This is a genomic window from Streptomyces sp. NPDC056738 (assembly GCF_042790435.1).
GTDB lineage: Bacteria > Actinomycetota > Actinomycetes > Streptomycetales > Streptomycetaceae > Streptomyces.
Map to the genome: position 1 here is coordinate 86,072 of NZ_JBHTZF010000024.1, position 20,345 is coordinate 106,416.

Here is a 20,345-nt window from a genome sequence, read left to right on the forward strand (position 1 = left end):
GTCAGGGCGTTGGGGTGACGGCACGTGCATGACCGCCGCGCCACTCCACCCATCGCGGATCGTCCAGGACCTCGTCGGGGTCCGGGATGGCGGCGTTCTCGAGGAACACGACCAGATCGTGATCGCTGTAGGCGATGCCCAGGATCTGGTCCCGGCCGCGGCTGTGCACCGTGCCCTCCGGTCTCCCGTACGGGAGACCCGGTGCACGCCGGTCATCCACCCAGCCGAACTCCAAGGCGGAGGACTCGCAGACAGCGTTTCTTCAGCGCAGCAACGTGGGCGTATGAGAGGCGTCCAGCCTGGCTTCGAGGAGCCCTTCCAGACGTCGGGAGCAAAGGGCGCCCAAAACGGCCGAGGCTCTCCCGACCCGTCGGCGTCACTGTCACCGGATTTAGAAGATCGTCCTAGCGAGCGAGCGGGCAGCCCCGACGAAAGGAATGCCGCTGTCTGTCCCCGGAGGTGGCCGGACGAGCGGCGATGTTGGGCGTGACTGGACGGCTTGCAGGCGGTCGCCTTGACGTGGAGAGGCGACCGCCTGGTCCTGCCGTCGCTGACCACAACGGCAGAGAGCCGCCCTCGCCAAATCTGAAAGCGAGAGACGACGTGACGCCTGAATCGTCCCGCAGCCGTCTGCCGCCGGGGCGGCGACTCGCCCAAGGCAGTCGCCACCGGCAAGGACCCATTCGTCTGCCCTCGGAAGGGCCGGTGCATCCGCTTCGGGCCCCCTCCCCCTGTGCCGCATCCACGTGGCGACGGCGTTCTCGCTGATGCAGGCTGACGTTGCAGTCCAGCGCCGACTCACCCTCCGATGCCGGGCCGCCTCACCGATTCCCGGCCAGCATCTGTCCCTGGTGTCTACGGGGCATTGGGAATCGGGGGTTTTCGGCCCGGCTGGGTAAGGGGGTGCAGGAACAGCAAGCGGGCGAAGGCATCGTCCAGCAGACCCCGCAGCGCGAGGCGGGCTTGATCGTTGTTGTAAGGCGACGGAGATCCTGCGGGTAGGTCTCGCCCGGCGCCGCCGGGCAAGCTCGATACGTCCTGGATCGTCATGTCGTGAGCAACGAGACACAGCCCGAAATCCGTGTGCGCCGAACGGGTACGCGTACCAGCTCGGCGCCGACAGAGCCCGCCGCTGGACCTTGCTAGCCCTGCCCGCCCATCGCCTGGGCCGTTGACCCCAGACTGGCACTGTCCGGTGCGAGCCCGGAGGGCTGCCACCTCGTCCAACCGGCCGACGCGACATAACGTCAGACTTCAGGTTTCCGTGGTGGCCCTTTGGATCGCAGCGGGCCGTACCGACCGTGCACCTCGTTCACACCATGCGCGTCGGCTGCCGCCCGCCCGCCACGGCCGACGCGCTGCCTTACACGTGCTGCTCTACGGCTGTGAAGGGGCCGGTCGCGGAGGTCACGCACATGTCGACGACGGTCTCCTCACCGGCCGCCGAGCCGGACAGGCAAAGCCGTCCGCCCTGGTCGCGCAGATCGAGGAAGAATCGCGTAGCCGTACCGGACTGCTTGAGGCCGTGGATACGCTCGTCGACATAACCGAGGCCGTTCAGGATCGCCCTGACCTTGGCGGGGGTGGGATCCTCCACATCCCACAGCGCCTGCGTAATGCGCTCCTCATGGAAGCTGCCCGCGCACCAGTCGCGAGCGTTCAGCTCCACCTCCGGCCCCCCGATGGGGGCGGCCGGCTCGATCGCATCATCCGGCGGTGTCTGCCCGGACGGCAACACCTTCGTCGGACCGGTCGGAGGCACCGTGGGCGCAGCGCTCGGCGGGCACTGCTGCGCGACCTCGCTCAGCATCGTTGCAAAGGCCGTGCTGGGAGCGGGCCCCGACGGTGTCGGCGGAGCTGCTCTGCGGTCCGCCGGCGTCTGTCTTCTCTGTGCCGCAGGCAGTGAGGGTCAGCGCGGTGAGGGCCGCCATGCGAGCAGGGGGCGCAGGCCGTGCGGGGAGCGGGTGAACGTGCTGTTCAGGGCCGGGGTTCGTATCATGCGCCCAGTCTCCGGGCCGCCAGCCGCCACCACGTGAGTACAAGTACTCACGTGGACAGAGGTACTTGCTCAACTTCAGGTGAGACGTGAGCACACATCAGCCATCAGATGCGACCGGTGCTGTCGGCTCTCAATTCTCCTGAACACCTACCTCGCGGGATCTGCCGTTGGCCCTCTCCCATGCTGGCCGCCGCGCAACAGTGCGCGGGGAAGGCCGCCCCGCTCGAGCGGCGGCCCGCGCCCATTTCCGGGCAGGTGCGCGGGCCTTTCACTCCTGTGCCCCGCTGAGGTGGCGGGGTTCCTGGTCCGCTGACCATGATGAGCAGCGGCGGGCGGCCTGGATCGACTCCACCCCCCGAAGTCCCAGGCCGCCCTCCACGTCCAGCAGGCCGTGGGCCAAGCCGACTTCCACAGTGAGCGCGGTCGGGAAGTTCCCGAGCTCCTGGGACAGTTCGGAAGGCGCTGCGGGCCTACTGGAACCGGGCCGGCGTCTTCACTGTGGCCAACACGCCTTGTAGGGAAGGGTGTAGCGAGCGGCGGTGTTGAAGGTGGGGCCGAACAGTTCGCAGATCATCGTGTCGTACCCGACGTCGCGTCGTTGAAGCCCATGCCGGCGATATCTGTGCGGGACGATCCGCCTCGTGGCCCCGCCTACATCAAGCGACTGATCTGACAGCGTGGTCACCGGCCGCAGATACCTCAGCGACGAAGTCGCTGAAGGCAACAATCCGGGTGCGGCGTGGGCCTGGCATGAGACGACGGCTGACCGCTGAGGGTGAGATGGGCAAGGAGCGGAGCTTCGCGTGCCAGCCCGGAAGCCCATCAGTAGTCCTCGGGAGCGCGGGGGGCATCGGAACCAGCCCGGGCGTAAAGCTCTCGGATCGCGTCCACAAGTGACTGATGGTCAGTGAGGTCGACGTTGTCGCTGTCGACTGCGTAACCGACGAGGCTGAACATCTGGTGGATGAGGCGGGCGTATTTGACCGGTGTCAGCAGGGCCAGCGTCGGACCTGGGTCTTCGTGGAAGAGGTCTTCAGCGTGCTGCCGTGCTGCTGCTTCCGCTTCTCGGTGAGCTTCTTCGGCAGCCACTGTCTCGATGAGCCGAGCCGGCCACGGAATGTGGACGGGGGCAGGGTCCCGTTCGCCGTTGCGGCGCGCATGCAGCGCCGCCACCTTGTTGGCGCGTGTGACTTTGGGGCAGGAGTCGGCCCGCTGCTGAAGCTCGGGGACCGCGGCCAAGCGGGAAGCCAGGTCGATGATCTCACTGCTGTGCTCCGTCGCCCAGCGCTGCTCCGCTTTGCGGTCTCGCTGGGTTCGGGCGACTTCGACACGGTCGCTCTGAGTCAGAGGGTGGCCCACCATGCCGTCAATGTCCTGACGTAGCTGGAGGTAGCGGCGTTCCGCTGCCTGTCGGCTGCGCACTTCCAGGGCGGGAGCAATGCGTGACCAGGTGATGTTCCGGCGACGGGCGTCTGCGATCAGTCTCGGCTCGTCGATCTGGAGTTTGTCCCTCAGGGCTCGCTGCACAAGCAGGGCTGCAAGCAGGTCGGTCTCCTTCACCTCGTCCAGGGCGCCGTACTCGATGGCCTCGAGGATGCGGTCATATTTTTCCGCGATCTCTTTCAGGGTCCCGGTGTGGTCGAGAACGCGAGGGATCCCGGCCAGCTCGCCCATCCACAAATCAGGGTCGAGGGCTTCTGGGTCTCTTAGGTGCTGCCATGCATCGATTCGGTGCGTTTCAGAATCGGGCCGCCGAGAATGTGTCGTCTTAGAGACGACGCTTTTTGTCGTCCTCAGGACGACGCTATTTGATTCGGACACAGTGAACTCCAATTGGAATTGGTGAACGTGAAAGCTACTCGCTGCCGTCAGGGGCAGTGTCCTGCCCCTGACGCAGGGTTCTACGTCGACGCCAGGCCTTGGCCAGAGCACTTGCTGCAGCACTGGTGACCAGCACCAAAACTCCAGAGATGTACTCCGGCCAGGCCTGGGTCATGAGGTGATCCAACATCGCAGTTCAGCGCGCATAGCAGTACGCCGACCCCCTCGTTCCGGTGACAAATACGTGTCGCACATTCCCCTGCGGGACAGGCGGATCACAGCCCTCGCCACAACTGCTATGACAGGTCACAGACAGGCGGCGCAAGCCGGTTCCGCCGAACATTCTTAAGCCTCTGGCAACTGCCTCACCGCCAATTGGATGAGAATCCAGGGGTGGCGAAGCCTGGCGAATAGTGCACCTGGATAGAAATGTCAGAAAAGGCCGGATTCCTGGGTGGCTGCACTTCTCGGATGTGATCAGCGATCTCATTGCGATCACCGCCGCAACCATGACAAGCGGAATCCTTGATTCGCAGCCAGTGACGCCCCTGAGAACCGAGAGTGCTCCAGGAGATACGTCGCATCTGGGCGACCTCTCACACGTCGCAGTCCGCACCGAACCGCCGCAGGTGACGCAATGGCCATCTTGTCGGGCGGAGCGCATGGCCCGACCATGCAGGAGCGGGGGGTAGTTGAGGAACGAACTGGGGGCTGCATGTCGTCAGGAACGGGCGGGGACTACTGGTCGGACAAGGCACTGCCCAGCGTGCTCAAGCACGAGCTGCTCAAGCGCTACCTGCCGCAGTTCGGCGGGATGACAGGCACGCGGTCGCACGATGGGCGCGTGGTGTATCTGGACGGGTATGCGGGCGAGGGCCGCTACGAGAACGGCGAGCCGGCATCGGCGGAGATCGCGCTGCGGGTCGCCTCCCACTTCCGCACCCGGCACGGGCTGACGGTGGAGTGCTTCTTCGCCGAAGCGCAGCAGAAGTCGTTCGAGCGGCTGGACGCGGTGGTCGAGCACTACCGGTCCGGCGGCGTGGTGGCACATGCCCATCGTGGTGAGGTCGACGGGCTTTTGGACAGTGTGGTCAGGCGGGCCCTGTTTGAGCCGCTGTTCCTCTTCCTGGACCCGTGCGGTCTGGTACTGCCGCAGGATCGGCTGGTGGATGTGCTGGCGCGGCAGCGACCCGGAAGGAAGCCGGCGACCGAGTTGCTGATGAATTTCAGCATGATGGCTGTATGGCGTCTGGGCGGGCACGTGCGTTCGCCGAAGGGCAACGAGAGGTCGCTGCAGCGGTTCGACGAGGTGTGCGGTGGTCCGTGGTGGCGTAAGTACTTTGCCGACGCGGCGTCTTCCTCAGCCAGGGAGGGTGCTGCGGAAGACGCCATCGAGGCGGTGGCAGCCGAGTACGCTCGCCGCCTGGCCAGGCGGACGGGGATGCTGGTCCAGTCGGTGCCGGTGTCGCACTCGCCACGCAAGCGGGCTGTGTACCAGCTAGTGTTCGCGACCCGCAGTCAGTACGGCCTGTGGGTGTTCGGGGATACGGTTGCCCGGGCGCGAGACGAATGGTGGAAGACGCTTCAACTGCGCGAAGAGAGCGATGACCTGGCGTTGTTCTCGATGGCGTCTCTGACGCGCCCCGACCCACAGGAGGTCGAAGCCAGAGCCGTGCCGAAGATCGCCGAGAACCTGGAGAAACTGCTGGCCCGTACTCGGCACCCGATCAAGCTGGTCGACCACACGCTGGAGATCTTCGGCGATTTCTACGGGCAGGTCACCGAGCCGGTGGCGCGCAAGGCGGTACGGCTCCTGCACGAGCAGGGCAAGACTCCCAGCAACGGTGTGGGCGTGAAGAGGACCCGTGAGATCACGGTCTTTCCCAAGATCTTCGCTGCTTGACCACATTGGGCCGGTTCGGTCACACCGCTGCGGGCAACGGCATCTGGTCCCAGGTGCGGCCTTCCAGTTCGCGGCCGCCGGCTTTCGGCGTACGGCCGCCCCACTGCTTGAAGAAGAACGCCACCTGCGCCTGCTGGCACGTATCCCGGATCTGGGTCACCCATGCTTCATCCAACGGCCGATGTCCCGGCCCGGACTCACCGCCCGCAATGACCCAGTCGATGCCCGAGAGCTCCAAACCATCCAGCGGACCCAGCAGTGGCTCGCACGACAGGAACTTCACCGCCGCTGGCGCCTGCCGCAGATCATCGACCCGCGGCAGCTCCTTCGCGCTCTCCACCGAGACGCCCATCCAGAGATTGTCCGGCCACTGAAGCCGGTCGGCGACCTGCCTCAATCGACGAGCACGCTTGGTGAGGACCTGGTAGGTGTGTTGCGGCGTATCCGCCATGACTGCGAACACACGGCGGACATAGTCGAGCGGGACCCTGGCATGGAACAGGTCGCTCATCGAGTTCACAAACACGGTGCGTGGACTCTTCCATCCGTACGGCACCGTCAGTGCATCCGGATGCACTGTCAGCCCGAAACCGGGCCCGGACGTGCGCGGGTCGCCGTCGGCCTGGTACTTCGGGGAGCCCATCGCTTTCAGGCGCTTCGCCAGCGTCAACGCGTAGCAGTTGTCGCAGCCTTCGGAAACGCGGTCACATCCCGTGGTCGGGTTCCACGTCGCCTCGGTCCACTCGATCGAGCTGCGAACACCCACGACCGACCCTCCATCCCCTCGAACCGAGCCTGTTCACCCATACCGCTGGGGCTTGCCGTGCCCAACGACACGGCCCACAACCGGTACCTGCATCCAACCATTCGACTTCCGTACGGCTCTCTCAGCCCATGGATCGAGCAAACGTTCCCATGCTGAGGGGTGATCGGGCTGCCTCCCGGGATGGAGTTCGCTGCCGAGACGACGTGTCCGTTCGCCAAGGAACTGCACGACTCTGGACGTCCCTCTACAGCACACCGTTCATGGCGTTGTCTTCCCAGCCCTCAACGTCGTCGAAGTAGACCTCCAGGGCTGCGGAGTTCGCGGCCCATCCGCCGCGGACGGTGATGACCTGGCGGGGCGGCGTCGACGCCGCTGCCGCGGGTGGAGTGCCCAGTGTGGCGCACACTCAGGTCGGCACCGACCCCGGGCGAGGTAATGACGTCGCCGATGGCCTCCGGCTCCAGGGCGCATCTGGGCCCTGTTGGCTCGGTACGCGCCCTACAGTCCTTTGAACAGGGAGTTCCATTCCCATCCGCTGCCTTGTCAGGGGGCGAGCAGCATGTTCTTCATCCGGCCGATGACATGTTCCACCCGGGCACGGACCTTGCGATGCTCGGCGTTGTCGTCCTCCTCGGCCTGCAGCAGGGCCCGTCCCGGGCGTTTGCGGTGCGGTACCGCCATCCCGCAGTTGAGATAGGTGCCGTCACCCAGCATGGTCACACCCTGGCAGTGCCAGCTCAGCCCGGACGCCCGCCAGGCATGGGCATCCGCGGTCGTGCCCGGCACCGGACGGGCAGCTGCGATTACCAGCCGGGTCTCGGCATCCACGATGACCTGCACATTCGCCGAGAACCGGTAGTTGCGGCTGGAGGTCGCCACGCTCCGGTCCCGCAGCGGGACCAGCGTGCCGTCCACGATCCACAACCGATCCGCGGCATCCGCCGGACGGCTCACCGGCTCGATCGCAAGAAGTGGACCAGCCGCTGGATGACCCGGCACACGGTGGAGGAGGAGACACCGAACAGCGGACCGAGCTGCCGCATCGTGAGGTTGTGCGGTAGTACACCGCAACCAACAGCACCCGCTCGGCCAACGGCAGCGACCACGGCCGGCCCCGTAACGTGCCGTCGCCACCCCGTTACCGCACCACCTTGAGCAGACGTGCGAACTGCGTCACCCGCAACCCGGTGAACGTCTCCACCCACACCCGCTCTGCCCTTAACACCCCAGTCATACAAGGGAGATGCCCAGCTCAGAGCCTTGTGCAACACTCTTTAGGGGGCGACCTACTCGTGATCGGGTCGAACTCGTCAGCCACGATCAGCTGTTTCAGCTCCCGACTCTTGGCGTGGACATCGTGATGCCAGTTAGAGCCGCTGTTGCGGCGCTGGCGCCCTCAGCACCGAGGCATTCGTTGCACAGCTTTCGGAGCAATTGAATGAGCCAGCAGCCCTCAGCCGGACGGGGGGCTCGGCTGAGGGCCCTGCGCTCAAGCCCACCAGGAGGGCATCAAGCTCGCTCATCATGTCATTGACAGGCCAACCGTCGGATTGAGCTCGCGATCCAAACAATAGACGGAGTGTTGTACGCGAGGTACATAGGAGGCCGCTGCGCCAGGGTGTGTGCCTACAGAGGCCCTTCATGTCCCGGTCGGGCCAGGAGTGCGGCCCAATGCTGTTCAGGAACGCGGCCCCGAGCGTGCTATGGCAGCATTCGGGTCGATGTGCAGGCCGTCGTCGGCGAACTGCAGCAGCGGTTCGGGACGGTAGGTGCTCGCGATGAGCGACGGCTTGTCAGCAAGCGCGACCTTCGGCGGAGCAGGGCGTGCCGTCATCGCGGCGTTTCCTCTCCGTTCTCAGGGACACAGGGCGCGCCTGCGCCGGGGCGAGCGCGGGTGCTCCCGGGGCGGGCATGCCTGCGACCGCGGCGGGCGCCGCCGGGGCGGCCGGCTCCTGCGGAGCGGGGTAGAGCTCCGCGAGCTGCCGCAGCAGCCGCGTACATACGCCTCACGCTCCGGACCACGCGGCTCGGTCGGCTTTGTCAGCGACTCCCCGCCAGCGGCCACTCCGGCACAATCCCAGGATGATCGGCAACCGAATCACCTATCGCACGGCGGACGGCCTCCGCATACCCGGCACCTGGCGGCACGTCTTCATCCGCAACGGCGGCCACTATTTCCTCACCGACCTCTTCATCTTCGCTGACGGGCTCATCGACTGCTGGGGCTTGGTCACCGTTGTGGAGTTCGAGGAGAAGCTGCGCACCGGCTGGGTGGCGACCAGCTTCCCGGAAGGCGGCGAGGCTTCCGCACACGAGCTGGCGGACTGGAAGTTCTGCGAACCGAAGAGCTGGCTCGCGCCCGAGCTGTTGGTCGCTGAGGTCCGCGACACCATCGACCAACTGAACGGGCGGTCCGACTCGACCGGCCGCTGCCTGGCCGCCGTCGACGTCTTCCTCGCCGACCGGACCGAGGAGAACCGGGCCGCGGCCCGCGCCGCGTTCCTTAACATCCCGGAATCGCAGCGCCGCTACGCGCTGGGCGACATGGACAGCAAGGACCGGCCGCTACGGGTCCTGGTGGCAGGGCCCGGCGCCCAGACCTAGCTGCCGTTCGACGGAACGGTCACGCAGAAGGACTACGACAGCGCCGTCGCGTACTTCGAGGAGCGGGCCCGCTGGACGGCCGAGAGGGCCACTCGCGTCCCCGCGGACGGACCGGCGACACCGCACGCCCCCGCCGTCCAGCTCTACCACTCGTTCCCGGCGCAGCCGGTTGACGATCACCGGCATGCTCGGCCTGCGACACGACTACCCCGCCCCGATCACGGTCAAGGGAACCCGCTACCCCTCCGTCGCCCACGCCTACTGGGCCCTGTCGGTCGCCCAGCCGGAGACCCGGCTCGCGATCGCGGCAGCAGAGACCGCCGCCACAGCACGCGTGCTTGCGACTGAGGCCCCTCGCCGCGAGGGCTGGGAACACGCTCGAACCGCCGTCATGACACGCTTGCTGAAAGCCAAGTACGACCAGCACCCCGAACTGGCTGAGGTCCTGCTGGCAACGGACGACGCCACCGTGATTTACGACGACATGAACTCGACCTTCTGGGGCGACAACGCTGGCCGAGGCCGCAACTGGTCCGGACGCATCCTCGAACTCGTCCGCTCCGAACTGCAAGCACAACGAGCAGGGATTCTCGAGATGTGAAGCTGCCAGGTGTGCGACCTCCCTGAGTCGGTCAGACTTCGGTGAGACGGGTCAACGGGACCCAGAAGTGATGCGGCAGTGGATCTTTACCGCTCGGAGCGCCGTGTCCGGGCAGCTCGCGGATCGTTGGGCCAGAGACACCTCATGGTGCTAACTCGTCAAGCCACCAGTTGCGGTATTCGAACAGCGATCACTCATAGAGCTTCTCGGCGGGTGTGGATCCTGCGCGACTTACTCCAGGTAGAGAGCAGCCAGACGCGGCAGTCGGCGAGCCATCTCGTCTGAGTCCGAGAAGTCGAAGTTCCAGGCAGGGTCCAGCTGCGGGTAGCAGATGGTGAGTGTGCCCGGTGGAAGCTGATCACCGGTTGCCGTGATGTGAGCGTTCCATGCGATGACCAGCACGTCTTCGCCCTCCAGGTCGCTGCCGGCGGCTGCGGCGGCTTGAACTATGGGCAGTTTCGCCAGGGCGTCAGGATCAACGACGACGCGCTCGAAGACTTCACGACCCTGGGCGATCAGCCAGCCGCGGAAGTAGTCGAAGCCGTCGTCGGAGCATCCGCCGTTGGCGGTGTAGGCAGCGGCCCACAGAGGGTTGGTGTAGGACTCAATCATCAGGTCCCACAGCGCCTGCTCCGCGGTGATGATCTCCTCGACCGGCCGGGCGGCCAGCAACGAGGTCGCTTCGCGGGCGACCGCGTCGCTGTCGTGTGGGGTGATCGCCCGGTCGCGGGCCTCCGCGATGAGCTCCCAGAACTGCTCCTTGTTCATGGCGGGGAGCATGCCATCTCGTACTGACAGAAGGAGTTCTCGACCCTTGGGGATCAGGCTGCTGCCTTCCCCGCCTCCAGGCTCGGGGTCGGAAAGGCGACCAGTTCAGAGAGGGTCGTGTGCTCCTGGAGGCAGCGATAGAGCTGGCCGAGCATCCGGTTGAAGAGGCTGCGCAGGGCGGCCGCGTGCCAGTCTCCGTGGACGTCGCGTCGGCGACGGTAGTGGGCCTTGGCTCCGGGTGATCCGTTGGGGGCCGCGAAGGCCCAGAGATAGCCAGCATGGTTGAGCCGGTCGTTCTTCACCCGCCGTCGGATGATGCTTGACTTCTTGCCGGAAGCCCTGGTGATCGGCGAGGCGCCGGCATAAGCCTTCAGACCACGGGCGCCGGCGAACCGGCTTCGGTCATCGCCGATCTCGGCAAGCACCCGGGCGCCGAGTTGGACGCCAAGGCCGGGGAAGCTGAGGATGACCTCCGCGTCCGGGTGCTGAGGGAAAGCCTCCTCCACCGCCCTCGCGAGGTCGTCGGCGGCCGTGCAGGCAGCGTCGAGCTGGATGAGGAGGGCGAGCATCTGCTTGCCGAACGCGTCCTCGACCAACGGCGGCTGGTGGGCCCACACTGCCCGGAACACCTCGCGAAATCGGTCGGCCTCAGCCTCGATGCCCCGCTTGCAGCCGGCCCGCTTGAGCGCGGCATGAATCTGTGTGCGGCTCAGCTGCGCGGCCTGGGAAGGCGTCGGGGCGAGCTTGAGCAGCTCTCGCGCCTCGGGGCGGCAGAGGCCGTTCTGCCAGGTGGCGAAGGCGTCCAGGGCGGACGGGTAGTACTCGCGCAGAAGAGACCGGAGCTGATTGGAGTTCTGCTGACGGTTCCAGGTGGCGTCCTGCTGAGCCCGGGCGAGGACGGCGATCTCCCGGGCCAGATCGGTAGTTGGCGATCGCGGGACGGTTGCCGACCACCAGGATGTCGATGCGCTCAGTCAGAGTGCCGCCCTCTCGCGCGAGAGCCGCCACCGTCTCGGATGTGACGCCTTCGAAGCTCTTTGCCTCGTAGAACCGCACCTGTTTGCGGAGACGCACCACGTGGTGGACCTGAGGGGTGGCCATCGCGATGCGGCACGCACACAGCCCTGGTAGCGCGACAGTCACCACATCCACCGGGCCCTCGGTGCCGACTGAGCGCCCTGAAAACCGATGTGAACAACCGTTTCGTTCAGAGGGGTCGGCGATGACTGAGCACGCACCCACTCGCATCAATCACTGCCCGCGAACGATGATCCGCTTCCCGTTGGGAGAACGTCCACCATGGCCTCTGTACTCATTGCCAATGCCCAGCCCTTGCAGCGCCGCGGACTGCGCATGCTCTTGGCGGAGGAACCCGACTTGACTGTCGTCAGCGAGGCCTCGAGCGGGGCTGCGGCGGTCCGCATGAGCGCCGCACTGTGCCCCGACGTCGTGGTGACAGCAATATTTCCGACTCGGACGGCACCGAGACCATCCGCCGCATCACACGGCTTCCCGCCCTCCCCCGGAACTCCGAACTCTCCGGAACACAAGGGAACCGCCCACGCGTGCTGATCCTGACCCCCGCCAGCGACGAGCAGCGTGCCTACGCCGCTCTGCGCGCCGGTGCCGGTGGATTCCTTCTCCACGACGCCACCCCCGGCGAACTGACCGCGGCCATCCGTGTCGTGGCCGCCGGAGACGCCGTCATCATCCCCGGCCTGACCCGCGCTCTCATCGACACCGTCCGACAGTTGCAATTCGCGCTCCCTGCCGAGCGGGAAGTCGGGATCGGCAGGCTCACCGAGCGGGAGCGTGTTGTGCTCACCGCCGTCGCCTCCGGCTGGTCCAACGCCGAGATCGCTGCACGGCTGTCCATCGCCACGACCACCGTCAAGGCCCACGTCAGCAGCATCCTCGCCAAGATCGGTGCCCGCGCCCGTGTCCAGGCGGTGGTGTTCGCCTACGAAGCGGGCCTGGTGCGGTCGGCCGCCTGAACAGCCCCAAGTCCTGTTGCGGCCTTCAGTTGGTCGACCTCTGCGGGAGACCCCCTCCGACCTGGAGATTGCCGAGCAGGTGAACCGCCTGGTCCCGCTGTCGCGCCAGGCCGGGGACCTGGTGGTGTGGGTGCTGCACTCTCCGAGCCCGGTACCGGCGACGTCTTTGACCCGGCTCCCGGCCATGGAGGAGCTGGAGCGAGCGGAAGGGGTGTGACTTACCACCACCGCGGTCAGCCGGGACCCTTACTGCACCGGCGCGTCCACCCCGGCCGGAGCAGTCGCGCAGGTCGCCGTCGCGTATCCGCACTGCCTCGCCATGAGCCGGTGCTCGACAACCCGGGAAGCTGTCCATCACGCCGCCGAGGGATGAGCACTGATGAGCACCCGCCAGGTCCGTACGGCACGGCCCCCACCGCCACGGCGGTGTCAGGGCAGGGGCCAGTGGCGCAAGGCGGCGTCGGCCAGCTCCTGCAAGTCTTCGCGGGCGACGCCGCTCGCGGCCTGGACAGCGATGCCGTAGGCGAGGGTGGTGAGGTAGCGGGCCAGGAGGCCGGGGTCGGTCTGCGGGGGCAGATCGCCGTCATCGACGGCGCGCTGGAACCGCTCGCGGATGCGGGCGTATCCGGTAGTGCGCCAGTCGACGAGGAGGGAGCGGACGTCCTGGCCGGACTCGCTGGTGGTCAGGGCCCCCTGGACGCCCAGGCAGCCGTGGGGGTGGCCCGCGCGGGTGGTGGTGCGCACGGTGCCGGCCAGAATGGCGGTGGCGACGCCCAAGGCAGTCGGCTGCTCTAGGGCCTGGGCCAGGTAGGCGCTCGGGCCGTCGGTGTAGCGCTCCAACACCTTGCGGAACAGCTGCTCCTTGTTGCCGAACGCGGCGTACATGCTGGTGGTGGAGATACCCATCGCGTGTGTCAGGCAGGCGGTGCTGGCCCCCTCGTAGCCATGCTGCCAGAACACCAGCATGGCGCGCTCAAGGGCGGCTTCGGCGTCGAATCCTCGCGGTCGGCCGATCGGGCCGGTCGGTTTCGTCTCCACCCCCACACCCTACCCCTTCCACAGTGATCGCTACAGAAGTGCTACGGTCCACTTCTGCAGCGATCACTGCAGAAGTGGAAGGAAGGGGTGGCACACATGGGACTGCTCAACGGAAAGAACGCTCTCGTCACCGGGGGCAGCGCCGGCATCGGCTTGGCCAGTGCGGTCCGGCTGGCAGATGAAGGCGCGCACGTCTTCATCACCGGCCGGCGCGCGACTGAACTCGACGCGGCCGTCGACCTGATCGGTCCTGCGGCCACTGCGGTGACCGGCGACATCGCGAACCTGGACGACCTGGATCGGCTCTACGCCACCATCCGCAGCCGGGGCGGGGGCCTGGACTGCTGTTCGCGAATGTCGCCGTCGCCGCGCTCGCTCCGCTGGCGCAGGTCACCGAGGAGCACTTCGACACCCTGTTCGGCATCAACGTCCGTGGCCTGCTGTTCACCGCCCAAAAGGCTCTGCCGCTACTCAACGACGGCGCCTCGGTGATCGTGAACGGCTCGACCAACGGGGACGTCGGCGATGCGGAGCTCGGCGTGTACGCGGCAACCAAGGCCGCCACGCGCTCGTTCGCCCGGACCTGGGCAAACGAGCTCAAGGGACGCGGCATCCGGGTCAACACCCTCACCACCGGCCCGGCCGACACCCCCGCCCTGGCGGGGCTGACCCCCGACCCGGAACGGTTCAAGCAGCACCTTATGACGCGGGTGCCGCTGGGCCGGCTCGGGCGCCCGGAGGAGGTGGCCGCTGCCGTGGCCTTCCTGGCATCCGAGCAGAGCAGCTTCATCACCGGTTCGAGCCTGTACGTCGACGGCGGCCTGAACCAGATCTGAGAGGCGGACCCCATGCCCACCATCGCGATCATCGGCGCCGGCGAGGTCGGCGGCCAGATTGCCCGGGCGGCCCTGGCCCACGGCTACAGCATCGTGATCGCCAACTCGCGCGGACCGGAAACCTTGCAGCACCTAGCCGCCGAACTCGGGCCGTCCGCGCGGGCCGCCAGCGCCGCGGACGCCGCAGCCGCCGGGGATTTCGCCGTCGTGGCCGTCCCACTGAAAACGGTCAACAACCTGCCGGTCGACGCCCTCGCCGGCAAGATCGTATTGGATACGAACAACTACATGATCTGGCGCGACGGTCACTTCGCCCGCATCGACTCCGGCGAGACGACCGTACTCGAGATGCGCCAGGAGCACCTGCCCGCCTCCCAAGTCGTCCAGGCATTCACTCATATCCAGGCTCCCCGCATCACCACCGCCGGGCGCCCAGCGGGCGCCCCCGACCGGCTGGCGCTTCCGACCTCCAGCAACTTCCCCGACGCCGTCGACCTCGTGACCCGGCTCTATGACAAGTTCGGCTTCGACACCGTCAACAACAGTCCACTGAGCGCCTCGTGGCGCACGGCTCCCGGTCAACCCGCCTGGGCCGCGCTGGCACACCAAATGCGCGACGAGCTCATCGCCAACCTGGACCGCGCACAGCGCCCTGCTCCGCCGTGACGCTGACCGGCGGGCCCACTCCGCGACCGTCTGGCGCGGCCGCGGCGGGCACCCCCGCTCTGACCCTCCACGCGTGGCCCCGATCCAGAGCCACCCCATAGAAGGGCCCCTCACATGTCCGACAGTGATCTGCGCACGTTCTACCGGCGCTACCTCGAAGCGCTCAATGCCCACCAATTCGATGGCATGGACGCATTCATCAACGACCGGACCACGTTGAACGGGGAGCCCGCCACACGCGACGACCTCCTGGCCGTGCAACGGCATGACGTGGATGCGGTACCGGACCTGCACTGGGAGTTGCAGGAGTTGCTCTTCGACGGGGACCGTCTGGCCGCGCGCCTGGTCAACACCGGTACCCCCGTGAAGCCCTGGCTCGGCGTGGCTCCTACCGGCGCCTCGTTCGAGATCGTCGAGTACGCCATCTACCAGGTCCGAGACGGGCGGTTCGTGCACATGACCGCCCTGCACGATGCCAGTGAACTGCGCCGGCAGCTGACCGGCTGACCTGCCAGTTCGCGCCTGCCCCACTGAGACATGTCCGCATATCGAGAACGGCCCGCTCGGGCACTTCACTTGCGAGGATTTGCATGACCATCACACTGATCACCGGAGCCAACAAGGGCATCGGCTTCGAGACCGCCCGACAGCTGCTGGCGGTGGGCCACGTGGTCTACCTCGGCGCGCGGGACGTCGAGCGCGGACAGCGGGCCGCGGCGGCGTTGGGCGCGAGATTCGTGCAGCTTGACGTGACGGATGACGCCTCCGTGAACAGCGCGCTCGCAGCCATCGACGCGGCCGAGGGCCGGCTCGACGTTCTGGTGAACAACGCTGGCATCTTGGGGGACGGAGCCCTCGACGGCCCCACCGCCCTGCGCGCCTTCGACACCAATGCGGTCGGCCTGGTGCGGGTCACGGAAGCGGCCCTGCCCCTGCTGCGCAAGTCCGCGAACCCCACCGTGGTGACCGTCTCCAGCAGCGCCGGATCCTTCTGGGCTGTGACCAACCCGGGCCGTCCGGAGTACGCCTTGCCGCTGGCGCTGTACTCGGCGTCCAAGGCCGCCGCCACCATGCTCACCGTCCAGTACGCCAAGGCCCATCCGAGCATCAAGTTCAATGCTGTTGAACCCGGCACCACTGCGACGGACCTGACGGCGGCCTTCGGTGTCGGCAGGTCGCCGGAGGAGAGCGCGAGGGTCGTCGTACGTCTCGCCACAATCGACGCGGACGGCCCGACCGGCACCTTCCAGGACGAAAACGGGGAGGTGCCCTGGTAGGCAGGCCAGCGCGGCTGGGAGGGCCAGCCGCACCCTGGCCGGCGGGTCAGCGGGCACATCCATCCGGTGTCCCGTCCCTGCGGCGTGCGGCGCCGCACGCATCCTCGACGTCGTGCACGCGGACCGCCTCGCCCCACCCCATCCACGACAGAGCGCTCTTCGCCATGCACCTCATCGCCCGCCACCCACACGACGAGCTGCTGTCCAGCAGGCAGTGCATGGTGCGGACCCTCGCCGAGTGGGGCGAGGGTCCGACGCGAGCGCTGGTCGGCCGGACCCGAAGCGAGGGCAGGAAGCTGACCGGTGCGGTGGTCTGCCACCTCGGACCAGGTGAGAGGTCCGGGAGTGCGGTGGGCACGCCACCACGTGTGAAGGGACCGCCCAGGCGCTATCAGGTCTGCGGATTTGCTTGCCCGATGGCGAAGCCCCTTTCCCCGTGAAGGCAACGCGACGACAGCGGGTGCCCCAGATACGGGCGAGCGGCATACAGCCCTTTCCCAGCCGGCCTGTGGTCCGTCCCGCTCGGCGCCCCGGTGAGTTCACTCCGTTCATGGGGCTCCGTATCGCCCGAAGCGCGCCTCGACCGCCTAACCGGCCACCCGGTGCTGCCGATCGTGCCCCTGCCAGAAGGCGGGCTTCGGCCCTCGCTCAGTTGTGGACGCGCGGGCCGTGCGCGCCCTTGCACCTCACACCGCCCCGGCTCCAACGGCGCCCACGCTCCCGGAAATCCGCCGATGGATGTCCGCGAGCATGTTGCGCATCGCAAGGTGGAAGAGCTCAGCCTCGTGCTCCTCGAGGAACGAGGTGTGTCCGAACACCTCAAGGACGACCATGCCGTGCATGCGCCCCCACGCCTCCATGAGCAGGGCGATCGCGGGCGGCGGGAGGACTCCCGGCCCATCCGGGGGCAGGTGCTCCAGGTAGGCGCGGAACTGGGGCGAGAGCGGGGGCATTTCGGCCGCCGCGAGCTGCTCCATGCTGAAGCCGCCGAAGAGCTCACGCTGGAAGATCGTACTCATCCGGCGGGCGGCAATGGTGGAGGCACCGTCGGCCGGGGCCGCGTAGCCCCGCAGTGGTGTCCCGAACAGGAGCTTGAACCGCTCTGGATGGTCGACAGCCCAGCGCCGGTAGCCCTCGGCCGCGTCCAGCAGACGCGACACGAACGGCCGGTCCGCCACCGAGCCCGCCGCAGTGCCCCCAGCGCCCGCGGTCGAACCGGCCGTCGAGTCGACGGCGGCCTCGACTGCGGCGAACAAATCCTCGTACCCCTTGGCGACGAGCATCGTGACGAGCGCATGCCGGTTGGGGAAGTAGTGGTAGAGCGCCTGCACGGTCATGCCGAGGCTGCGCGCGACGGCCCGCAGGGACAGCCCCTCAGGACCGTGCTCGGTGATGTGCAGTTCGGCGGCGTCCAAGATCTCCCGCACCGCTGTGGCCCGCCGCCGCTCCCGCAGCGTGGGCGGAGCGGATGAGGCGGATCGAGCGGCCGGAGCGGAAGGAGCAGGCGGCGCGGACTGCGCCGGCAGGGCAGCGGTCTTCGGGCGTTCAGGTACGGGCATGCGCCCACCCTACGGCGCATATCTGACGCTTAAACATAAACCGAGCACTGTCAGGTAAATCTCGCACTGCCAACTTCCCCATGGCCTCCCCTAGCGTCGTCGCCGTCCCCGCAGACACATGACCTCAAAGGAGATTCCGCGTGTTCGAACGCATAGCCGAGCTGGCGATCCGCCGGGCCCGGCTGGTACTCATCGTCGCCGTCGTGGCGACAGCTCTCATGGGTGCCCTCGGTAGCGGCGCATTCACCAAGCTGCTGGGCGGCGGTTTCGATGACCCGGCTTCCCAGTCCACCCGGGCACGCAATCTCATCGACAAGAAATTCGGCGGCGAGACCAACCTCGTGCTGCTGGTCCGCGCCGGGGGCGGCCGGGTCGACACCCCGTCCGCCGAGCAGAACGGCAAGGCACTGGTTGCGAGCCTGAAGAAGGAGAAGACGCTCGCAAACGTCGTCTCCTACTGGGACAAGCGGAGCACCCAACTCCTGTCCAAGGACGGCCGCGAGGCCATGGTCCTCGCCCATGTCAAAGGCGACCCGACCCAGCAGCAGAAGAACGCCACGAGCCTGCTCGACGACTACGACGGCACGTACAACAAAGCCCTCACGGTACGAGCCGGCGGGGTGGCCGCCGTCGGCAACGACATGTCGACGCAGGTGGTCGAGGACCTTGAACTGGCCGAGCTGATCGCGATCCCGCTGACCCTCATCCTGCTGCTGTTCGTCTTCGGCAGCATGGTCGCCGCACTGCTGCCGCTGGCCATCGCCGTCATCGCCATCCTAGGCTCGTTCGCCGAACTGTCCCTGCTCGCCGATGTCACCAGCGTCTCGAACACGGCGACCAACCTCACCACGGCTCTCGGCCTGGGACTGGGCATCGACTACGGCCTGTTGATGATCAGTCGGTTCAGGGAACAGCTCGCGACCGGCGCGAGCGTGGAAGACGCCGTCCGCCGGACGGTGCACACCGCCGGCCGCACTGTCGCGTTCTCCGCCTCTACCGTGGCCGCCGCACTCGCGGCGCTTCTCGTCTTCCCGCAGTACTTCCTGAGGTCCTTCGGCTTCGCCGGGGTCGGCGTCGTCGCCATCGCGGCCGTCAGCGCGCTGTTCGTCATGCCGCCGCTGCTCGTCGTCCTGGGGCACCGGGTCAACAAGGGCCAGGTGCCGTGGGCGAAGACCGCGAACGTCACCACGCGCGTGTCCATATGGGCGCGGCTGGCGCGTACCGTCATGCGGCGGCCCGCGCTCACCGCGCTGCCCGTCCTCGCGATCTTGCTGGTGGCGGCGAGCCCGCTGCTCGGCATCACCTTCGGCACCCCGGACGAACGCGTGCTGCCCAAGGACGCCGAGAGCCGCCAGGTCTCCGCGACGCTCCAGAAGAACTTCAACGGCAACGACAACGCCGCCCTCCAGATCGTCATCGGCCAGGACGTGGGCAAAGCCCCGTTGGATACATACGCCGATCAACTGTCCCAGCTCAAGGGCGTAGTACGGGTCGAGACCAGCACCGGCACGTACACCCACGGGCAGGAATCGGCGGCCGGTCCCGGCAGCGCCAACCTCAGCCGCCCCCACGGCCAACGGATCAGCATCGTCAGCTCCTTGACGCCGAAGTCCGACGCGGCACAGAGCTTGGTCGGCGACGTACGGGCGCTCACCCCGCCCCCCGGCATCCACCCGCTGGTGGGCGGCATCGACGCCGAACTGGTCGACGCCAAGCACTCCATCAGCGGCCAAATCCCGCTCGCCATCGGCCTGGTCATCCTGACCACGTTCGTCCTGCTCTTCCTGTTCACCGGCAGTATCGTGCAGCCGCTGCGCGCCCTGGCTCTGAACGCGATCACCCTGGTGGCGACGCTCGGCATCATGACCTGGATCTTCCAGGAAGGCCATCTCTCCTCCCTGTTCGGCTTCACGGCGCAGCCGATGGAGATGTCGATGACCGTGCTGATGTTCTGCATCGTCTTCGGTCTGTCGATGGACTACGAGGTGTTCGTCACCAGCCGCATCAAGGAACTCCACGACCAGGGCGAGGACACCGAGTCCGCCGTCACCAACGGCCTCGGGCACACCGGGCGCATCGTCACCGCCGCCGCCTGCCTGCTCGCGGTGAGCTTCTTCGCCTTCGGTACGTCCAAGCTCAGCTTCATGCAGATGTTCGGCCTGGGCAGCGGGCTGGCCATCCTCATCGACGCCGTCGCCATCCGCGGTGTCCTCGTCCCGGCCGCGATGCGCCTGCTCGGCAGCTCTGCCTGGTACGCGCCCAGCTTCCTGCGCAAGTTCCACAGCCGGTTCGGCCTCAGCGAAAGCGCGCCCGAGCCCACTGCCGCGCCCGAACCTGCGGTCTCACGGGGTTGACTCCGGCCCACAGTGTCCTGCCCGGCGCGGAGTCCGGCCGGGGCGAGACCGCCCAGCGGGCCGCGAGCCTGCTGACGAGGCAGCGCCCCCGGCCGTCCTCGGCGTGCAGATAGTCCAGGGCGCACGGACCGGCGGGGCGGGCGGCAGCTGCCGCCCGCC

General features: G+C 67.4%; 18 protein-coding genes and 3 pseudogenes. 10 read left to right on the forward strand and 11 right to left on the reverse strand.

Annotation, left to right across the window (positions count from 1 at the left end):
- Position 1: 1 nt before the first annotated feature.
- The 3 genes from ACFRIC_RS39210 to ACFRIC_RS39220 form a co-directional block, all read right to left on the reverse strand.
- A complete protein-coding gene (locus ACFRIC_RS39210; protein WP_382796492.1) occupies positions 2 to 169 on the reverse strand; it encodes a hypothetical protein in 168 nt (55 codons plus the stop codon).
- A gap of 1,194 nt (positions 170 to 1,363) precedes the next feature.
- Entirely contained in the window at positions 1,364 to 1,810 is a 447-nt protein-coding gene (locus ACFRIC_RS39215; RefSeq protein WP_382796494.1) for a hypothetical protein, read from the reverse strand.
- A 1,011-nt stretch (positions 1,811 to 2,821) separates the two neighbouring features.
- The gene (locus ACFRIC_RS39220) at positions 2,822 to 3,673 is read right to left on the reverse strand and encodes a hypothetical protein (RefSeq protein ID WP_382796495.1); all 852 of its coding nucleotides are present in this window, start codon (positions 3,671 to 3,673) and stop codon (positions 2,822 to 2,824) included.
- Positions 3,674 to 4,586: 913 nt separating this feature from the next.
- On the opposite strand from ACFRIC_RS39220, the gene tcmP reads away from it, so the two are divergent.
- The gene (gene tcmP, locus ACFRIC_RS39225; protein WP_382796497.1) at positions 4,587 to 5,723 is read left to right on the forward strand and encodes a three-Cys-motif partner protein TcmP; all 1,137 of its coding nucleotides are present in this window, start codon (positions 4,587 to 4,589) and stop codon (positions 5,721 to 5,723) included.
- A gap of 19 nt (positions 5,724 to 5,742) precedes the next feature.
- Here tcmP and ACFRIC_RS39230 read toward each other — a convergent pair whose 3' ends face one another.
- The 4 genes and pseudogenes from ACFRIC_RS39230 to ACFRIC_RS39245 form a co-directional block, all read right to left on the reverse strand.
- Positions 5,743 to 6,489: a DUF5131 family protein gene (locus ACFRIC_RS39230; protein ID WP_382796498.1), complete on the reverse strand. Its 747-nt coding sequence runs from the start codon at positions 6,487 to 6,489 to the stop codon at positions 5,743 to 5,745.
- Between the two features lie 244 nt (positions 6,490 to 6,733).
- Positions 6,734 to 6,895 (reverse strand): hypothetical protein, encoded by a 162-nt coding sequence (locus ACFRIC_RS39235; protein WP_382796500.1) that lies wholly within the window; start codon positions 6,893 to 6,895, stop codon positions 6,734 to 6,736.
- Positions 6,896 to 7,050: 155 nt separating this feature from the next.
- Positions 7,051 to 7,723 (reverse strand): annotated as a pseudogene (locus ACFRIC_RS39240) (transposase family protein); the annotation flags it as partial.
- Between the two features lie 444 nt (positions 7,724 to 8,167).
- Positions 8,168 to 8,323, reverse strand: a complete 156-nt coding sequence (locus ACFRIC_RS39245) for a hypothetical protein (protein WP_382796502.1) — start codon at positions 8,321 to 8,323, stop codon at positions 8,168 to 8,170.
- A 248-nt stretch (positions 8,324 to 8,571) separates the two neighbouring features.
- Here ACFRIC_RS39245 and ACFRIC_RS39250 point away from each other — a divergent pair, with 248 nt between their 5' ends.
- Together ACFRIC_RS39250 and ACFRIC_RS39255 are read left to right on the forward strand one after the other, a co-directional pair.
- Positions 8,572 to 9,093, forward strand: a complete 522-nt coding sequence (locus ACFRIC_RS39250) for a hypothetical protein (RefSeq protein WP_382796504.1) — start codon at positions 8,572 to 8,574, stop codon at positions 9,091 to 9,093.
- A gap of 184 nt (positions 9,094 to 9,277) precedes the next feature.
- The gene (locus ACFRIC_RS39255; RefSeq protein WP_382796506.1) at positions 9,278 to 9,694 is read left to right on the forward strand and encodes an NADAR family protein; all 417 of its coding nucleotides are present in this window, start codon (positions 9,278 to 9,280) and stop codon (positions 9,692 to 9,694) included.
- 231 nt (positions 9,695 to 9,925) lie between these two features.
- Here ACFRIC_RS39255 and ACFRIC_RS39260 read toward each other — a convergent pair whose 3' ends face one another.
- Both ACFRIC_RS39260 and ACFRIC_RS39265 read right to left on the reverse strand, forming a co-directional pair.
- Positions 9,926 to 10,462, reverse strand: a complete 537-nt coding sequence (locus tag ACFRIC_RS39260; RefSeq protein WP_382796508.1) for a DUF4240 domain-containing protein — start codon at positions 10,460 to 10,462, stop codon at positions 9,926 to 9,928.
- Between the two features lie 53 nt (positions 10,463 to 10,515).
- Positions 10,516 to 11,400 (reverse strand): annotated as a pseudogene (locus ACFRIC_RS39265) (transposase); the annotation flags it as partial.
- A gap of 627 nt (positions 11,401 to 12,027) precedes the next feature.
- Between ACFRIC_RS39265 and ACFRIC_RS39270 the strand changes: the two are divergent.
- Together ACFRIC_RS39270 and ACFRIC_RS39275 are read left to right on the forward strand one after the other, a co-directional pair.
- On the forward strand, positions 12,028 to 12,456 hold the full coding sequence (locus ACFRIC_RS39270) for a LuxR C-terminal-related transcriptional regulator (protein ID WP_382796510.1): 429 nt from the start codon (positions 12,028 to 12,030) through the stop codon (positions 12,454 to 12,456).
- Between the two features lie 79 nt (positions 12,457 to 12,535).
- A complete protein-coding gene (locus ACFRIC_RS39275; protein ID WP_382796512.1) occupies positions 12,536 to 12,673 on the forward strand; it encodes a hypothetical protein in 138 nt (45 codons plus the stop codon).
- Positions 12,674 to 12,885: 212 nt separating this feature from the next.
- Here the strand turns inward: ACFRIC_RS39275 and ACFRIC_RS39280 are convergent, their stop codons facing one another.
- Positions 12,886 to 13,494, reverse strand: coding sequence for a TetR/AcrR family transcriptional regulator (locus ACFRIC_RS39280; RefSeq protein WP_382796513.1), 609 nt, complete (start codon positions 13,492 to 13,494; stop codon positions 12,886 to 12,888).
- A gap of 96 nt (positions 13,495 to 13,590) precedes the next feature.
- On the opposite strand from ACFRIC_RS39280, the pseudogene ACFRIC_RS39285 reads away from it, so the two are divergent.
- The 4 genes and pseudogenes from ACFRIC_RS39285 (at position 13,591) to ACFRIC_RS39300 (ending at position 16,273) form a co-directional block, all read left to right on the forward strand.
- A pseudogene (locus tag ACFRIC_RS39285) lies at positions 13,591 to 14,330 on the forward strand (SDR family NAD(P)-dependent oxidoreductase).
- 12 nt (positions 14,331 to 14,342) lie between these two features.
- A complete protein-coding gene (locus tag ACFRIC_RS39290; protein ID WP_382796515.1) occupies positions 14,343 to 14,996 on the forward strand; it encodes an NADPH-dependent F420 reductase in 654 nt (217 codons plus the stop codon).
- 114 nt (positions 14,997 to 15,110) lie between these two features.
- Entirely contained in the window at positions 15,111 to 15,503 is a 393-nt protein-coding gene (locus ACFRIC_RS39295) for an ester cyclase (protein WP_382796517.1), read from the forward strand.
- 83 nt (positions 15,504 to 15,586) lie between these two features.
- Positions 15,587 to 16,273 (forward strand): SDR family NAD(P)-dependent oxidoreductase, encoded by a 687-nt coding sequence (locus ACFRIC_RS39300; protein ID WP_382796519.1) that lies wholly within the window; start codon positions 15,587 to 15,589, stop codon positions 16,271 to 16,273.
- 686 nt (positions 16,274 to 16,959) lie between these two features.
- Here ACFRIC_RS39300 and ACFRIC_RS39305 read toward each other — a convergent pair.
- Positions 16,960 to 17,832: a TetR/AcrR family transcriptional regulator gene (locus ACFRIC_RS39305; RefSeq protein ID WP_382796521.1), complete on the reverse strand. Its 873-nt coding sequence runs from the start codon at positions 17,830 to 17,832 to the stop codon at positions 16,960 to 16,962.
- A gap of 140 nt (positions 17,833 to 17,972) precedes the next feature.
- Between ACFRIC_RS39305 and ACFRIC_RS39310 the strand changes: the two genes are divergently transcribed.
- Complete coding sequence (locus ACFRIC_RS39310) at positions 17,973 to 20,186, forward strand: MMPL family transporter (RefSeq protein WP_382796523.1); 2,214 nt, start codon at positions 17,973 to 17,975, stop codon at positions 20,184 to 20,186.
- Positions 20,187 to 20,345: the final 159 nt, after the last annotated feature.

Excerpts from the sequence above, each read along its gene's own strand:
- ACFRIC_RS39215 (WP_382796494.1), bottom strand. The coding sequence starts at position 1,810 with ATGCTGAGCGAGGTCGCGCAGCAGTGCCCGCCGAGCGCTGCGCCCACG.
- ACFRIC_RS39245 (WP_382796502.1), bottom strand. The coding sequence starts at position 8,323 with ATGACGGCACGCCCTGCTCCGCCGAAGGTCGCGCTTGCTGACAAGCCG.
- ACFRIC_RS39260 (WP_382796508.1), bottom strand. The coding sequence starts at position 10,462 with ATGAACAAGGAGCAGTTCTGGGAGCTCATCGCGGAGGCCCGCGACCGG.
- ACFRIC_RS39295 (WP_382796517.1), top strand. The coding sequence starts at position 15,111 with ATGTCCGACAGTGATCTGCGCACGTTCTACCGGCGCTACCTCGAAGCG.
- ACFRIC_RS39255 (WP_382796506.1), top strand. The coding sequence starts at position 9,278 with ATGCTCGGCCTGCGACACGACTACCCCGCCCCGATCACGGTCAAGGGA.
- ACFRIC_RS39300 (WP_382796519.1), top strand. The coding sequence starts at position 15,587 with ATGACCATCACACTGATCACCGGAGCCAACAAGGGCATCGGCTTCGAG.
- ACFRIC_RS39250 (WP_382796504.1), top strand. The coding sequence starts at position 8,572 with ATGATCGGCAACCGAATCACCTATCGCACGGCGGACGGCCTCCGCATA.
- ACFRIC_RS39290 (WP_382796515.1), top strand. The coding sequence starts at position 14,343 with ATGCCCACCATCGCGATCATCGGCGCCGGCGAGGTCGGCGGCCAGATT.
- ACFRIC_RS39305 (WP_382796521.1), bottom strand. The coding sequence starts at position 17,832 with ATGCCCGTACCTGAACGCCCGAAGACCGCTGCCCTGCCGGCGCAGTCC.
- ACFRIC_RS39220 (WP_382796495.1), bottom strand. The coding sequence starts at position 3,673 with ATGGGCGAGCTGGCCGGGATCCCTCGCGTTCTCGACCACACCGGGACC.